The organism is Mesorhizobium sp. WSM4832 (assembly GCF_055811115.1).
This window is the reverse complement of record NZ_JBVVQH010000022.1, coordinates 30,737-45,477: the sequence shown is the minus strand read 5'-3', so window position 1 is coordinate 45,477 and position 14,741 is coordinate 30,737. Positions and strand designations below refer to the sequence as shown.

Here is a 14,741-nt window from a genome sequence, read left to right as displayed (position 1 = left end):
GGAGATGGCGTTTTGTCGGGAAAAGGCAGCAATTCTGTCAAGGTTCGTCACTATAATGAGCGTTTCGTGCTCGATGCCATCCGCCGCCTGAAGGAGGCTTCCAAGTCCGACCTGGCGCGCGCCGCCCACCTCACGCCTGCCGCCGTCGCCGACATCGTCGACGGGCTGGAGTCTGCCGGTTTCGTAAAGCAAGTGGGAAAAAGGTTTGGACAGCGCGGATCGCCATCCACCCTCTACCGGCTGGCGCCGGAGCGCATCTACAGCGTCGGCATCAAGATCGGCCGGCGCGCGCTGGAGGCGGTGCTGGTCGACTTCGCCGGCGAGGTGCGTGCCCGCGCATCGCATGAATACCGCTATCCGGACCCGGATCTGGTGCGCAAGGCTGGCAACACCGCGCTTGCCAATTTCGAGGCGCTGGTCGATGGGCTCGACGATGCCTCGATCGTCGGCGTCGGCATCGCCTCGCCCTATTTCCTCGGCGGCTGGAGCGAGGAGCTCGGTTTTCCCGACGATCTCGGCGACCGCTGGGAGGCGATCGATCTCATGACCTTCTTCGCAACGCCGCCGAAGGCGCCGGTGTTCATTGAGAACGACGCCACCTCGGCGGCTTTGGCCGAACTCGTGCAAGGCGCGGGTTCGCGCTTCCGCGATTTCATGCATATCTCGATCGACACCTTCGTCGGCGGCGGCCTGGTGCAAAGCGGCAAGGTGCATACCGGCCCGCATGGCAACAGCGCGGCGCTTGGCCCGCTGCCGGTCTCGCCGTCAAGCCTCGATTCGGTGGCGGCCAAGCCGGCGCGCTACCAGAGCCTGCTGCACCGCGCCTCGATCTACGTGCTGGTCAATCACCTCAAATCGCGCGGCATCGAGATCGTCCGGGTGCGTGAGCTCGAACCCATGCCGCCAGGCGCGCGCGAGCCGCTGTTCGAATGGATCGAGGACTGCGCCAACGCGCTGGTCGAGGCGATCATCGCCATCACCTCGGTCATCGACATCGAGGCGATCGTGCTCGACTCGATCCTGCCGCGCTCGATCCATCTCGAACTGCTGGCGAAGGTGCAGAAGCAGTTCAACCGGACCAGCGCCATCGGCATCGTCGCGCCGGAGATCGTGCCGGGCCAGTTCGGCCCCGAGGCCTCGCCGATCGGCGCGGCGATGCTGCCCTTCTCGGCATTGCTGGCGCCCGACAGCAGCGTGCTGATGATCGGCAAGGACCGGACGAAGCTGCTGGGCAGCCTCTCGGCACTGGCCGGCCAGGGCTGAACGGCTGGATACGGCAAGCGCTTGCGTCAGACCGGCGGGCTGGTCGCGCCCGCTGACACATACGGTTCGCTCGGCGCGGTTTCGGCTTCGGACCTCGAGCCCTTGCCCGCCTTCGTCATCGCGATCAGCATGCGATCGACCGACAGCCCGCCCGCGCCGGCGAGCGCCAGGATGAACATGCCGCCGGCGATGGCGAGGTCCTTCTCGAAATGCAGCAGCTCGTTCTGGCTGGCGAAATTGGTGTGGAAGAGGGCTGCCGTAATCAGGCAGAACAGGCCGAGCCCGATCGCGCCCAGCCGCGCGAGGATGCCGAGCGCCACCGACAGGCCAGCGCCAAGCTGCAGCGCAATGGTGGCGAGAAGCAACGGCGTGCCGACGCCGAGCGCGGCCATCGCCTTCTGGGCACCCTCGAAATGGGTCGCAAGCTCCAGTCCCTCATGCAGGAAGATCAACGACAGAAGCAGTCGGCCGGCAAGCAGGACCACGTCCCTGGCGTGAAGCTTCTCGTCAAGTCCGGTCGGTGTCATGGTCGGCTCCAGTCTTTGGAAGCAGGCGTCTTGGAGATGGGCGGGCGCCGCGCGGCCGCGCGCCTGAGGATTGAAAGGTCGGAGCCGGCGCGAGGGAGAGGAACGCCGGCTCCGGTTTTCGGGCGCTACCGCCATGGCGCCCAAGGAATGGCGAGCCCTTACGGGCCGCCCTACTGCGTCACCTTGGTGTCGATCGCCTGCTTGAGGTCCGAGAGTTCCTCGCAGCCTGACGGGCAGAGCTTTTGCAGCGAGGCGAGCTGCTCGTTGGCCTTGGCCATGTCGCCGGTCTCGACATAGAGCTCGCCCAGATATTCATGCGCCGCCTTGTGGTCGGGTTGAAGCTCCAGCGCCTTGGTGTAGTAGGTCAGCGAAGTCTGGTAGTCGCCGGTCTTGCGCAGCGTGAAGCCGAGCAGATTGTAGACGTCGGCCTGCTGGGTGTCCTGCGCGAGGTCGCGCAGGTCGGCCAGCGCACCCTTGTAGTCCTTGGCGTCGATCTTGGCCTTCACGACCGTCAGGTCGGGCGCATCAGCGCCTTCGATGTCGTCCACGGCATAGGCCGGAACGGCAATGGCGATGGGGGCCGCGGTCAAGACCGCGATGGCGCCCAGCACCGCGAAAAGTGCGTGCTTCATTGGAGTTGTCGCTTTCTGTTCAGGATCTCAATCAGATCGGATTTTCCGGTCAGATCTGGGTTGGGGTGAAGGCGTAGGCGTTGCCGTCCTTGACGAAGCTGCCTGTGCCGGGGAACGGGAAGTGCGAGCCGCAGATGCGGACATTGTCGGCAATGACCTGGTCAATAATCCGGTGGCGCGTCGAGATCGCCATCGGTCCGTCCTGGTCGTAGGCGCCCTGCCATTCGGGATGCGGGGCGAGCAGCGCCGGCACGTACATGGTATCGGCCGAAACGAGGAACTGCTCGGAGCCGGCATCGACATGATAGACGGAATGGCCGGGCGTATGACCGGGCGCCGCCATGAGGCGAATGCCGGGCACCACTTCCGTGCCGTCGTCGACCAGTTTCCAGTTCTTCCATTTCGGGAAGTTCTCGGCGATGCGCTTGCCAGCCGGCTTGCGGCCCTCGGGCAGCTTGGCGAGCCGGCTCGGATCGGTCCACCAATTGTACTCGGTGGCGTTGACGATCAGCTCGGCATTCGGGAACACCGGGTTGTTGGTGCCCTTCTCCATCAGGCCCCAGGCATGGTCCGGATGGAAATGCGAGATCATGATGGTGTCGATCGCCTTGTAGTCGATGCCGGCGGCCTTCATGTTGGCCGGCAAATGCGTGGCGTTGGCCTGCCACTGGCCGACGCCGGAGCCGGCATCCATCATGATGGTGCGGCCATTCATCTTGAGAACGACGACGGTGAGCGGGATCGGCATGAACTCGGTGGTCTGCCCCGCCTTGGCAAGCGCCGCCTTGGTGTCGTCGACCGACACGCCCTTGATGAAGGCCGGGTCGTGCGGCTTGCGCCAGATGCCGTCATAGACGGCGGTGACCTCGAGCGAGCCCACCTTGTATTTGTAGAAGCCGACCAGCGGCTCGACCGGGGTTTCGGCGTAAGCCGCGGGCGCGAATTCAAGCTTGCCGGCAATGCCGAAGGCGGCCGCGGCGGCGGCGGATCCGAGCACCATGCGGCGTGTCATATTGAACATCAGAAATCTCCTCTAGTGGCTGCGAGTTGCTTCAGGTCTCAGGCGGTATGAGAGAAATGGCCTCGCTACACAGCAAGACCCGGGACGCCCGGGCTTTATTCCCGGGGCGCGGAAGAATTTTTTGGGAAGCGCGAAATCGGAACCCAGGCCGCGTCGGCCGTCACCGAACTGTCACACCCGAAAGGGTCGCGCATGCTAGAAGCGCCGTCAGGCCGCCCCGCGACCCCCGACCGCATCAAGAGCCGGCGAAGCCGCCATGAACATTGCAGCCCCTTCCGAAGGCACCGACCTCTCGCCCTACCTGCCGGACGAGCACGGGCTGTTCTTCATCTACTATTTCAAGGCCGACGGTTCCCGCACCAAGGACCCCGCCGAGGCGCACTGGACCTGGCGTAGCTACCAGATCACCGACATGCGTGCCCGCCAGGAGATCGGCGCCGAGCAGGCCCTGCCGGCGCCGGTGCGCGATGCCTTCCTGTCCCCCAGCCATGGCTGCCAGATCGATTTCGAGGACGACTTCCTCTATGGCGACCTGCCCGACCTCAGGCACGATTTTGCGGAGGCGCGCGGGCTCACGCATTTCCGCTTCGCCTTCAATGACAAGATGCTGGTCGGCGCCCGCAAGCAGCCGCTGGAATCGGTCGACAAAATCCGCAAGCTGGTGGAGAGCGGCACGCGTAAATTCCGCACGCCGGCCGAGCTGATCGAGGCGGTGATGGGCCAGTCGCTCGACGGCATGGCGGCCGAGCTCGACAAGATGGGCGACACGCTCGACGGCATCGAGGACCGCATCGTCGTCGACGCATGGCATAGCGAGCGGCAGGCGCTGGTCGATGCACGCCGGCAGCTGGTGATCATCCACCGGCAGATGGCGACGCTCACCAACCTCTTCCGCCACCTCGACCATTCGCATCGCAATGAACTGCCCGACCCGGTCAACGAGATGGCGGAAAGGCTCTCGCACCGGGCACATACGCTGCATCACGACGGCGAGCAGCTGCAGGCGCGCACGCGCCTGTTGCAGGACGAGCTGATGGCCAAGCTGACCGAGCAGTCGAACCAGTTGCTCTACGTGCTCTCGGTCATGACGGCGGTGCTCCTGCCGATGACCATCATCTCCGGCCTGTTCGGGATGAATGTCGGCGGGTTGCCGCTTGTCGACACGCCGTTTGGATTCTGGGTGGTGACGGCGATTTCGGTCGCCATCGCCGGCATCGTCTTTATGTTCGTGCGGCGGCTCGGGCGCGTGTAGCGCTACGCTCTTGCTCGCAAATCCTCGACGATGGTGCCGGCGGCGCGGACTTCGGCTTCGTGGTCGGGATGGCGCCACGTCTCGGCAAGCCCGGCCGCATACCATTCGCGCATGGCCGGCAAATCGAGCAGCCGTTGCGGATAGGCAGCCGCTTCACCTTCGAATGCCAGCCCATAGGACTGTGCCCTGAATGCGATGGGAGCGAAGAAGGCATCGACGGCGCCAAAGCGGTCGCCGGCCAGGAACGGCCCGCCGAAACGCGCAAGGCCATCGTTCCACAAGTCCGCCATGCGGAAGATGTCGTGCTTCAGCGAAGCGGACATCGGCAGCGGCTCGACCCGGACGCCGCAACTCATCGGGCAGAGATCGCGCAGCGCCGTGAAGCTCGAATGCATCTCGGCCGCGGCCGACCGCGCCCAGGCGCGGGCTTTTGCGTCCGCCGGCCAGACGCCTTGATGGCGTTCGGCCAGGTATTCCACGATCGAGAGCGAGTCCCAGACCGCCCAGCCGTCGTCGACAAGGCAGGGTACGCGCCCATTTGGCGAGACCTTTCGGTAGAGGCTGAAACTCGATCCGGTCGGGAACGGCGTCAGCCGCTCCTCGAAGGGAATGGCGAGGACGCGCATCAGCAGCCACGGGCGCAGCGACCAGGATGAATAGTTCTTGTTGCCGATATGCAGAACGTACATCAGCCCCCTCCCTGCCCTGAACTATCTTAACGGGTAGCCGGCACCACCGTGCGCGCTTCGCGGCCCCTGAACATCGACCAGCTGTAGACGGCGAGCGCGGCCCAGATCAGCGCGAAGGCGATCGCCTGCGTCGTGCCGAACGGTTCGTCGAAGACAAGCACCGCGATCAGGAACACCATGGTCGGCGCGATATACTGCATGATGCCGATGGTGGACAGGCGCAGCAACCTGGCGCCGAAGGCAAAGAGCAGCAGCGGCACCGCCGTGATCGGGCCGCAGCCGATCAGCAGCGCCGTGTCGGTGGCGGTGCCGGAGACGAAATGGTCCTGCCCGGTTGCGATCAGGTAAGCGATGTAACAGAGCGCCGGCACCGAGAGCAAAAGCACCTCAAGCAGGAAACCCTGGCTCGGGCCGATCGGCAGCGCCTTGCGGAAGAAGCCGTAGGCGGCGAAGGAGAAGGCCAGCGCCAGCGACACCCAGGGCAGCTTGCCGGCGTCGATCGTCAGCACCGCCACCGCGATTGCCGCAAGCGCCACAGCAGCGATCTGCAGCCGGTCGAGCCGCTCGCCGAGCAGCACTGCACCAACGACGATGACGACCAGTGGATTGATGTAATAGCCGAGCGCAGTCTCGACGGTGCGGCCGACCGAGATCGCCCAGACATAGATGCCCCAGTTGACCGAGATCAGCACCGCCGTCAGCGCCGCCATGGCGATGCTCCTGGGCGAGCGGATCGCCGCCTTGAAATCGGCGGTGCGGCCGGCCCAGATGAGCACCGCCGCAGCGATCGGCACCGACCAGACCACGCGGTTGGCGATCACTTCGGCGAGCGGCAGATGCGCCACCGCCTTCATGTAGAAGGGCAGCAGTCCCCAGAGGGAATAGGCGCCAAGCGCCAGCAGGAAGCCGCGGCGGGCCTTGGCGTCTTGATCGAGGAGAGCGGTTTCGGTGACCATGGCCCAACGCTATGGCCCAGCGAACCGTCCAAGACCATCACAAAATTATGATGGATCAATGGACTTTCGGTGATGGTTCAAGTGGTTGACTACGCTTCAAGGCGCCTGAACAGCGATGCCTGCTCATTGATGGGCGGGTTTTTCGACAAGCTCGAAGAAAACCCTGTCGGGTGCTCCCTCATCATGCCTGAAGCCTGTCAACTCCGCCGCCAGATTGAGAGGAATGTCGAAAACATAATCGACGTCGCTTTCCTTGTCCTGCCTTGAAAACGCTTGCTGCCTCAGGGGTTCAAAGGAGGTTGGAAGATCGCCCGTGGTGTGCAAGTCCATGACGTTCTCGTCGCCGCTGTGCCAAATTCTCCAGATGTTGCTTCCATCGCTCCAGAGCTCTGCCCGCGCGAACATCGTATGTTCTTCGATATGCACGACGACCATTTCCTTGCCCTGCGAAAACACGGACAGGTCGCTATCGGGAGGATTGGGAAAGGTGCAGCAATCAAGGATGATGAACCTCCAGTTTTTATCGCTGCAAAAGGCATTTATCGGCGCATCGAAGTCTTCCGATGAGCCGCCGACCTCCCTGCCAACCAGGGCCGCGACTTCCTTGATCCCGCAGCCCCGGAAACCAAACCAGCTTGTCGAAAAACCCACGCTTGCTACTCCGCCGCCACCAGCCCAGCCATCTCGCGGTTCTTCATCAGCTTGTAGACGATCGAATCCATCAGCGCCTGGAAGGAGGCGTCGATGATGTTTTCCGAGACGCCCACCGTCCACCAGCGGGCGCCGGTGGAGTCGTGCGACTCGACCAGAACGCGGGTGATGGCCTCGGTGCCGCCATTGAGGATACGCACCTTGAAGTCGGCGAGCTCGAGATCGACGATCTCGCTCTGGTATTTGCCGAGGTCCTTGCGCAGCGCGATGTCGAGCGCGTTGACCGGGCCGTGGCCCTCGGCCACCGACATCTTCTCCTCGCCGTCGACCTCGACCTTCACGATCGCCTCGGAGACCGTCTTCAGATTGCCGTTGGCGTCGAAGCGGCGCTCGACCATGCAGCGGAAAGAGGTGACGTTGAAGAACTCCGGCAGGCCGTGCAGCATCTTGCGGGCAAGCAGCTCGAAGGAGGCGTCGGCGCCCTCATAGGCATAGCCTTCGGCCTCGCGTTCCTTGACCACCGCAATCAGCGCGTCGAGCCGGTGATCGTCCTTCGGCACGTCGATGCCGCGCCGCTTCAATTCAGCGAGGAAATTGGCCTTGCCGCCCTGGTCGGAGACCATGACGCGGCGGCGGTTGCCGACGGATTGCGGCTCCACATGCTCATAGGTCGCCGGCTCCTTGGCGAGCGCCGAAGCATGGATGCCGGCCTTGGTGGCGAAAGCGGAGGAACCGACATAGGGCGCCTGCGCTTCCGGGGCGCGGTTGAGCAATTCGTCGAAGGCTCGGGAGAGCCGCGAGACGCCGGTCAACGCTTCGGCGGAAATACCGGTTTCGAAGCGCTCGGCGAAGGCCGGCTTCAGCGCCAGCGTCGGGATGATGGTGATCAGGTTGGCGTTGCCGCAACGCTCGCCGATGCCGTTCAGCGTGCCCTGGATCTGGCGCACGCCGGCCTCGACGGCGGCGAGCGAATTCGCCACCGCCTGGCCGGTGTCGTCATGGGCATGGATGCCGAGATGGTCGCCGGGAATGCCGGCCGCGATCACCTTGTCGACGACGGCGCGGATCTCGGAAGGCTGCGTGCCGCCATTGGTGTCGCACAGCACCACCCAGCGCGCGCCGGCATCGTAGGCGGTTTTCGCGCAGGCCAACGCGTAGTCCGGGTTGGCCTTGAAGCCGTCGAAGAAATGTTCGCAGTCGACCATCGCCTCCTTGCCGGCGGCGACCGCCGTCTCGACCGAGGCCTTGATCGAGTCCAAATTCTCCTCGTTGGTACAGCCGAGCGCAACGCGCACATGATAGTCCCAGCTCTTTGCGACGAAGCAGATGGCATCGGATTTCGACTGCACTAGCGCCGCCAGCCCGGGGTCGTTGGAGGCCGAGACCCCTGCCCGCTTGGTCATGCCGAAGGCAACGAAACTGGCATTTGCCGTGCGCTTCTTCTGGAAGAAGGCGGTGTCGGTCGGGTTGGCGCCCGGATAGCCGCCCTCGACATAGTCGATGCCGAAATCGTCCAAGAGCTTCGCGATCGCGATCTTGTCCTCGACCGAAAAGTCGATGCCCGGCGTCTGCTGGCCGTCGCGGAGAGTGGTGTCGAAGAGGAACAATCTTTGCTTTTTCATGATGGCAAGGTGCTTGAGCACCCCCCTCTGTCCTGCCGGACATCTCCCCCGCAAGGGGGGAGATCAGCAGGTTTGCCGACGGCGCTCGTCCTGCAGCGTCGGCGATTAGCGAAAGCGAAGGCGACATCCAATCTCCCCCCTTGCGGGGGAGATGGCCGGCAGGCCAGAGGGGGGTGTGACGGAGCGCCGTACATCGACTAGTTCTTCCCCGCAAACTTGTCCGTCGCCCGGATCAGCCGATCCAGTATCCCGGGCTCGGAATAGGCGTGCCCTGCCCCCTCGATCAGATGGAAATCCGCCTTCGGCCAGGCCTTGTGCAACGCCCAGGCATATTTGGCCGGGCACGGCATGTCGTAGCGGCCGTGGACGATGGTGCCGGGTATGTCCTTCAGCTTCCACGCGTCGCGCAGCAACTGCCCCTCCTCCAGCCAGCCGGCATGGACGAAATAGTGGTTCTCGATGCGGGCGAAGGCGATTGCATAGTCGTCCTCGCCGAACTTGTCGCTGGTCTCGGGTTCCGGCAGAAGCGTAATGGTTTCGCCTTCCCACAGGCTCCAGGCACGGGCAGCTTCAACCTGCGCCTTGCGGTCGGAGCCGACCAGCCGCTTGCGGTAGGCGGCCATCATGTCGCCGCGCTCGGCTTCGGGAATCGGCGCCAGGAAACGCTCCCATTTGTCGGGGAACATCTCGGAGACGCCGAACTGATAATACCATTCGAGTTCGGCGCGGGTCAGCGTGTAGATGCCGCGCACGACCAGCTCGCTGACGTGCTCCGGATGCGTCTCGGCATAGGCGAGCGCCAGCGTCGAACCCCAGGAGCCGCCAAAGACAAGCCATTTGTCGAAGCCCGCCATCTCGCGCAGGCGCTCGATGTCGGCGACGAGATGCCAGGTGGTGTTGGCCTCGAGCGAAGCGTTGGGCACCGACTTGCCGCAGCCGCGCTGGTCGAACAGGATGACGTCGTAAAGCTTGGGGTCGAACAGACGCCGATGCTTCGGCGAAATGGTGCCGCCCGGACCGCCATGCAGGAACACGGCGGGCTTGGCGCCTTTGGTGCCGCAGCGTTCCCAATAAATGGTGTGGCCGTCGCCGACATCGAGCATGCCGCTCTCGAACGGCTCGATCTCCGGATAGAGCGTACGCAAGGAACTGCCGTGGATCGTCATAGTTTCAAGCCCTGCTGCGGCCAGTTGGCCGTCTCGTGGTCGGGGTGCTGGAAGGAGATGATCTGCTCCTGCCTTCTGTAGAAATCGGGATCGTCGAGGACCGGCGCCTCGAAGATCTTCTCCACCCAGGGCAGCCGCACCGCGTAGTTGACCTGGATCTGCGGCGCGAGGTCGGAGCGGTCGTCGAAGGCGCCGATGGCGATCTCAAGCACACCGGGCTGGCGATAGGTCAGCGGCGTGCCGCAGCGGGCGCAAAAGCCGCGGTCAATGTTGACCGAGGACTGGAAATAGGTCGGCTCCTCATGGGTCCATTCGACGCCGTCCTTCGGCACCGTCACCAGCGCGCCGAAGAAATTGCCGAATTGCTTCTGGCACATGCGGCAATGGCAGATGGACGAGCGCCCGAGCTTGCCCTTGATGCGGAAGCGCACGGCGCCGCACTGGCAGCCGCCGGTTCGAACTTGGTCGGTCATCGTCTTTCCTCCGGCGGCCATTGGTCGGTGTCGTGATCGGGGTGCTGATAAGAGACGAGCTCGGCGAGATAGGGCGCCGAGCCGATATCGGCCATCGTGTCCTCGGACGGCAGTTTGGGGATGCCGTCGACATAGGGAAGCTTTGCTTCGACGCCCCACTGGATGGTCGGCGCGATGCCTGACGGATCGTCGAAGGCGGCGATCGCCAGCGCCATGCCGTCCGGCGCCTCGAAGGTCAGCGGCGTGCCGCACTCGGCGCAGAAGCCGCGCCAGGCGGCGTTGGACGAGCGGAAGCGTTTTGGTTCGCCGCGCGTCCAGTCGAGCGTGGCGCCGCGCACCGAAACCAGCGGCAGATAGAAATTGCCGCTCGCCTTTTGGCACATCCGGCAATGGCAGACCGAGGCCTCGCCCAGCGCGCCCTCGACGCGGAAGCGCACGGCGCCGCACTGGCAGCCGCCGGTATAGACCGGCGTGTTGTCGAGGCTCATGACACGCTCCGGATCATGGGCCGACGTGTGGGCTCACTCCGCGTCATGGCAGACCGCCTCGACATTGTTGCCGTCGGGATCGAACACGAAGGCGCCGTAATAGTTGGGGTGGTAATGCGGGCGAAGCCCCGGCCCGCCATTGTCCCTGCCGCCGGCGGCAAGGGCGGCGGAATGGAAGGCGTCGACCTCGGCGCGGCTGCGCGCGGTGAAGGCGACATGCTGGATGGATTTCGGCTTGTCCGTGCTGTCGCTCAGCCAGAACACCGGCCGGTCGCGGCCATAGCCGCCGACCTTGGCGCCGCCGGTGTGTTCCTCCGGCACCATGTAGAGCAACGAGGCACCCAGCGGCGCCATCGCCTTGTCGTAGAAGATTTTGGAAGCGTCGAAATCGGCGACATTGATGCCGAGATGATCGATCATAAGACGAGCTCCTCCATTGGCGGCGCGGGCGCATCAGTCAGGCCGGCCATGATGACGATATGCTGGCAGACATTGTCGATATCGCGGATCACGTCGTCGTTCCAGAAGCGCAGGATGGTCCAGCCTACCGCTTCGAGCTTAGCGGTTCGCGCGGCGTCGGAAGCCGAAACTTCTGCAAGAGCGTGCTGAGAGCCATCAATCTCGACGATCAGCTTCTTGGCGGGACAGGCGAAGTCGACGATGTAGCCAGCTATTGGCATTTGACGTCGAAACGCCAATCCCATCAGCCTATGCGCGCGAATCTCATTCCAAAGCTTTAGCTCTGCGTCTGTCATTTGCTTGCGCATTTTGCGCGCATTGCCGCGGCTGGCAGGAGATACCCGATGATGAGTCATCGCGAGGCCCCCCTCTCTGCCCTGCCGGGCATCTCCCCCTCAAGGGGGGAGATCAGCGGTTTCGCCGACGGCATCTCTTTTGCTACGTCGGCGATTGGCGAAAGCCAAGGCGACGTCCAATCTCCCCCCTTGAGGGGGAGATGTCCGGCAGGACAGAGGGGGGCGCCTCGCGCCAGCCTCTCCGTTCCTGCCATAAGAGCAGTCGGCCTCACCGCTTGATCTCCCAGGTCGTCACGCGCTCGCCCGTCACAGGGTCCTTGCCGTCCTTGAGCTGCACGCCTTGCGCCAGCAGTTCGTCACGGATCCTGTCGGCCTCGGCCCAGTTTTTCTGAGCGATCAGGTCCAAGCGCCTAGCGATTGCCTTGGCCACCGCGGTCTCATCCACCTTAGCCGCGCCGACGTCGAAGCCGAGGAAGGCGAGCGCGGCCTTCAGCGCAGCGGCGGCGGCATTCTCGCCGTCGCTGCTGAACTCGATCGCCTCGCCGGCGAGCTGCGTCAGCCGCTGGAAGGCGGCGTAGGTGGCGAGGTCGTCGGACAGCGCGTCCACCACCTCGGCCGGCAGGTTCTTCGCCGCTTCCGCCGCCAGGTCGGCCGCGCGCTTCCATTTGCGCAGCGTGTTTTCCGCCTCCTCGAGCTTGCGCACCGAAAAGTCGATCGGCTCGCGGTAGTGCGTCATCAGCATCGCCAGCCTGAGCACCTCGCCCGGCCAGGTGCGGCCGCCGAAGGTGTCGGTCTCCAGGAGTTCGTGGATCGAATAGAAATTGCCGAGGCTCTTCGACATCTTCTGGCCTTCGACCTGCAGGAAGCCGTTGTGCATCCAGACATTGGCCATGACCTTGGTGCCATGGGCGCAGCGCGACTGGGCGATCTCGTTCTCATGATGAGGGAAGATCAGGTCGAGGCCGCCGCCATGGATGTCGAAGACCTCGCCCAGATAGGCGGCCGACATGGCCGAGCACTCGATGTGCCAGCCCGGCCGGCCCCTGCCCCACGGGCTTTCCCAGCCGGGCTCTTCCGGGCTGGACAATTTCCACAGCACGAAATCGCCGGGGTTCTTCTTGTGTGCGTCCACGGCGATGCGCGCGCCCGCCTGCTGCTCGTCGAGATTGCGCTTCGACAATTCGCCATAGTCGGGCATCGAGGCGGTGTCGAACAGCACCTCGCCGCCGGCGACATAGGCGTGGCCGCGCTCGATCAGCTGCGCGATCAGCGACAGCATGTCGGCCTTGCCGTCGGCGCGCGGTGCGACAAACTCGGTCGCGCGCGGCTCGTAGGTCGGCTGCAGGCAGCCGAGCGCAGCGACATCCTTGTGGTACTGGTCGGCGGTCTTTTCTGTCACCTTGCGGATCGCGTCGTTGAGCGACAGCTTTCCGGCCGCGATCTCGCCGCCGAAGTCGCGCAGCGCCCTGGCATTTATCTTGTCGTCGACATCCGTGATGTTGCGCACATACGTGACGTGGCTTTCGCCGTAGAGTTGGCGCAGCAGACGGAAGAGCACGTCGAAGACGATCGCCGGACGCGCATTGCCGATATGGGCAAAGTCGTAGACGGTCGGGCCGCAGACATACATGCGCACATTCTGCGGATCGATCGGGATGAATCGCTCCTTCGTCCGCGTTAGCGTGTTGTAGAGGCTGAGGCCCTTCGATGCGTCAGACATGCGGTCCCGGTCCTTTTCTTGTTTGAGCATGACCTTATCCGGCTTCCACTTTTCGGGGTCATGCTCTGGCTGAAGCCAGCTCTGCGCCAAGGCGCAAATCGGGCTCCAGCCTGCTGGCCGGGGCGTTTGTCCACTCTAGGGAAAGATGAGGCGAAAACGTCCGGACCAGCGCGAGGCTAGCCAATAATGCAAATGCCACAAACGGCGAAAGACGTTTTCATGGGCGGCTTTATCGCGCTGGCAGGTGTTGCCGTCAAGTCGCTCGACTTAGGAAAGATGTCGTTGGATCACAGGTAAAGACTGGCCGAAACATTTTATTAAACATGTCGGCACAGTGATGAAACATTCGCCGGCTAGACCGCCAGATGTCACGATTTGGTCGGAATCAGCCGCCAAACGCTGAACACGAAACCGTTACCAGGGAAGAGAACAATGGCTCGCAACAAGCAGGAACAGAACCGACAAACGCAGCCCGCGCTGGCCAGCCACTACCGCGCGATCGGCCCGGCGGCAATCGTCGCTGCCCTTCTTCACACCGCGAAGAAGAAGAAGCCGGTGCAGAAGATCGTTTCGCCGCGCGTCGCCTGAAAGGGCTCAACCGGCACGGTCCCTGACGATGGGGACGCCGGCGATGAGGGCGCCAAAGAGCGCCCTGGAGATGAAGGCCCAAAGCAGCTTCTCGAGGCAAGCAGCCTTCGCTAAAATGCAGCCCTCGCTAAAATAAGGTCATCTGGTCTTCGTCCGCGCCGGGCTTCTGGCGCCTGACCTTTTCGGGCCGCTCGCCCACGACGCCCCGCTCCTGAATCTCCGGTCCGGTGTTGGCGACCTTGTTGACAAGGTCGGAAACCGCAATCGCTTCGAAGAAATCGGGCTCGGCGGGCTTGAGCAGATCGAGCACGTCGCGCGGCTCCTGCGTGCGGCAATCGAGCCAGCGGCTGAAGTCGCGTTCCTCGATCACCACCGGCATGCGGTCATGGATATGGGCGATGCCGGCGCTGGCCTTGATCGTGAGAATCGCGCCGGTGTCCATTTCCGACCCGCCCGGTTCGGCATAGGTCTCGATCAGCCCGGCGAAGGCGATCACCCCGCCTTGCTTCGGCCAGATCCAGTAAGGCTGGCCCTTCTTGCCGCCCGACTGCTGCCATTCGTAAAAGCCGGAGGCTGGTACCAGAGCGCGACGGTGGCGCATCGCGGTCTTGAAGGAAGCCTTTTGCAGCACGCCTTCGGAGCGCGCGTTGATGAGCAGCGGAAAGGCCTTGGTATCCTCGACCCAGGCTGGAATCAGGCCCCAGCGCACCAGCATCGCCTGGCGGTCCGGCAGGTTCGAGCCCGGCTCCCGCTGCGGTCCGGCGAGCGCCATCAGCACCGGTTGCGTCGGCGCGATGTTGTAGCGGGCCGGAAATTCCTCCAGCTCGGCAAGGCCGAGCAAGGCCGCGGTCTGGTCCGGCGTGGCGGTCAGGGCAAAGCGTCCGCACATGGATCGGGCTCGTCAATTGATGTGCGATGAAAGTGGCGATGGAACCGGC

The 14,741-nt window shown here is 64.0% G+C and carries 17 protein-coding genes; 3 read left to right on the top strand and 14 right to left on the bottom strand.

Features of this window, described 5'->3' with window-relative positions; all coding sequences use genetic code 11:
* Positions 1-66: 66 nt before the first annotated feature.
* Positions 67-1,263 (top strand): ROK family transcriptional regulator, encoded by a 1,197-nt coding sequence (locus AC0L2L_RS26445; protein ID WP_473582541.1) that lies wholly within the window; start codon positions 67-69, stop codon positions 1,261-1,263.
* A gap of 26 nt (positions 1,264-1,289) precedes the next feature.
* Here the strand turns inward: AC0L2L_RS26445 and AC0L2L_RS26440 are convergent, their stop codons facing one another.
* The 3 genes from AC0L2L_RS26440 to AC0L2L_RS26430 form a co-directional block, all read right to left on the bottom strand.
* Complete coding sequence (locus AC0L2L_RS26440) at positions 1,290-1,790, bottom strand: DoxX family protein (protein WP_473582539.1); 501 nt, start codon at positions 1,788-1,790, stop codon at positions 1,290-1,292.
* A gap of 170 nt (positions 1,791-1,960) precedes the next feature.
* On the bottom strand, positions 1,961-2,422 hold the full coding sequence (locus AC0L2L_RS26435; RefSeq protein WP_473582538.1) for a tetratricopeptide repeat protein: 462 nt from the start codon (positions 2,420-2,422) through the stop codon (positions 1,961-1,963).
* Positions 2,423-2,471: 49 nt separating this feature from the next.
* Positions 2,472-3,443: an MBL fold metallo-hydrolase gene (locus AC0L2L_RS26430; protein ID WP_473582536.1), complete on the bottom strand. Its 972-nt coding sequence runs from the start codon at positions 3,441-3,443 to the stop codon at positions 2,472-2,474.
* 256 nt (positions 3,444-3,699) lie between these two features.
* On the opposite strand from AC0L2L_RS26430, the gene AC0L2L_RS26425 reads away from it, so the two are divergent.
* Entirely contained in the window at positions 3,700-4,695 is a 996-nt protein-coding gene (locus AC0L2L_RS26425; RefSeq protein WP_473582534.1) for a transporter, read from the top strand.
* A 2-nt stretch (positions 4,696-4,697) separates the two neighbouring features.
* Here AC0L2L_RS26425 and AC0L2L_RS26420 read toward each other — a convergent pair whose 3' ends face one another.
* The 10 genes from AC0L2L_RS26420 to cysS form a co-directional block, all read right to left on the bottom strand.
* Positions 4,698-5,384 (bottom strand): glutathione S-transferase family protein, encoded by a 687-nt coding sequence (locus AC0L2L_RS26420; RefSeq protein WP_473582532.1) that lies wholly within the window; start codon positions 5,382-5,384, stop codon positions 4,698-4,700.
* 26 nt (positions 5,385-5,410) lie between these two features.
* Positions 5,411-6,340: an EamA family transporter RarD gene (gene rarD, locus AC0L2L_RS26415; RefSeq protein WP_473582530.1), complete on the bottom strand. Its 930-nt coding sequence runs from the start codon at positions 6,338-6,340 to the stop codon at positions 5,411-5,413.
* Positions 6,341-6,463: 123 nt separating this feature from the next.
* Complete coding sequence (locus AC0L2L_RS26410) at positions 6,464-6,991, bottom strand: hypothetical protein (protein WP_473582528.1); 528 nt, start codon at positions 6,989-6,991, stop codon at positions 6,464-6,466.
* Between the two features lie 5 nt (positions 6,992-6,996).
* Positions 6,997-8,613, bottom strand: coding sequence for a citramalate synthase (gene cimA / locus AC0L2L_RS26405; RefSeq protein ID WP_473582526.1), 1,617 nt, complete (start codon positions 8,611-8,613; stop codon positions 6,997-6,999).
* Positions 8,614-8,810: 197 nt separating this feature from the next.
* Positions 8,811-9,779 (bottom strand): prolyl aminopeptidase, encoded by a 969-nt coding sequence (gene pip, locus AC0L2L_RS26400; protein WP_473582524.1) that lies wholly within the window; start codon positions 9,777-9,779, stop codon positions 8,811-8,813.
* Positions 9,776-10,252, bottom strand: a complete 477-nt coding sequence (locus AC0L2L_RS26395) for a GFA family protein (RefSeq protein ID WP_473582522.1) — start codon at positions 10,250-10,252, stop codon at positions 9,776-9,778. The genes pip and AC0L2L_RS26395 overlap by 4 nt, the downstream gene beginning before the upstream one ends.
* Complete coding sequence (locus tag AC0L2L_RS26390) at positions 10,249-10,740, bottom strand: GFA family protein (RefSeq protein ID WP_473582520.1); 492 nt, start codon at positions 10,738-10,740, stop codon at positions 10,249-10,251. Before AC0L2L_RS26390 ends, AC0L2L_RS26395 begins: the two co-directional genes overlap by 4 nt.
* A gap of 33 nt (positions 10,741-10,773) precedes the next feature.
* Entirely contained in the window at positions 10,774-11,160 is a 387-nt protein-coding gene (locus AC0L2L_RS26385) for a VOC family protein (RefSeq protein ID WP_473582518.1), read from the bottom strand.
* On the bottom strand, positions 11,157-11,555 hold the full coding sequence (locus AC0L2L_RS26380; protein WP_473582516.1) for an endonuclease domain-containing protein: 399 nt from the start codon (positions 11,553-11,555) through the stop codon (positions 11,157-11,159). The genes AC0L2L_RS26385 and AC0L2L_RS26380 overlap by 4 nt, the downstream gene beginning before the upstream one ends.
* A gap of 208 nt (positions 11,556-11,763) precedes the next feature.
* On the bottom strand, positions 11,764-13,215 hold the full coding sequence (gene cysS / locus AC0L2L_RS26375) for a cysteine--tRNA ligase (RefSeq protein WP_473582514.1): 1,452 nt from the start codon (positions 13,213-13,215) through the stop codon (positions 11,764-11,766).
* 432 nt (positions 13,216-13,647) lie between these two features.
* Between cysS and AC0L2L_RS26370 the strand changes: the two genes are divergently transcribed.
* The gene (locus AC0L2L_RS26370) at positions 13,648-13,803 is read left to right on the top strand and encodes a hypothetical protein (protein WP_156913300.1); all 156 of its coding nucleotides are present in this window, start codon (positions 13,648-13,650) and stop codon (positions 13,801-13,803) included.
* Positions 13,804-13,930: 127 nt separating this feature from the next.
* Here AC0L2L_RS26370 and AC0L2L_RS26365 read toward each other — a convergent pair whose 3' ends face one another.
* Entirely contained in the window at positions 13,931-14,692 is a 762-nt protein-coding gene (locus AC0L2L_RS26365) for an SOS response-associated peptidase (RefSeq protein ID WP_473582512.1), read from the bottom strand.
* Positions 14,693-14,741 lie beyond the last annotated feature (49 nt).